Source organism: Chryseobacterium sp. SIMBA_038 (assembly GCF_046535115.1).
In the GTDB taxonomy this organism is placed as follows: domain Bacteria; phylum Bacteroidota; class Bacteroidia; order Flavobacteriales; family Weeksellaceae; genus Chryseobacterium.
Genome location: NZ_JAWRXH010000077.1, coordinates 1 through 325 on the forward strand (window position 1 = coordinate 1; position 325 = coordinate 325).

Below are 325 nucleotides of genomic sequence, written 5' to 3' on the forward strand. Positions count from 1 at the left end.
CGAGGCTTGACGAGACGGTACCGATGCCCGGCGAGGACGTCGACCTGGCGCGCGTAGTACACGCCTGCGTGATGGATTTTCAGGCGCGAGCCGACCTCAAGCAGATGTTGCTGACATCACGCTCCGACGAGCACACGATCGTGCACGCTCCACCGACATTGATCCGCGTGCTGCTCGACAACCTCGTCGATAACGCTATCAAATACGGTCGTGAACGCGGAAGTGTGGAAATCGCAACCTGGCAGGACGCCGGCGCGGTTTGCCTTCAGGTACGGGACGACGGTCCAGGGGTTTCGGACGAAAACCTGTCTCGATTGCAGGATCG

General features: G+C 60.6%; 1 protein-coding gene. It reads left to right on the top strand.

Annotated features, from left to right (window positions below; all coding sequences use genetic code 11):
* Positions 1 to 325 (top strand): ATP-binding protein (locus SB689_RS22800; protein ID WP_410694349.1); only part of this gene is annotated, 325 nt, incomplete at both ends.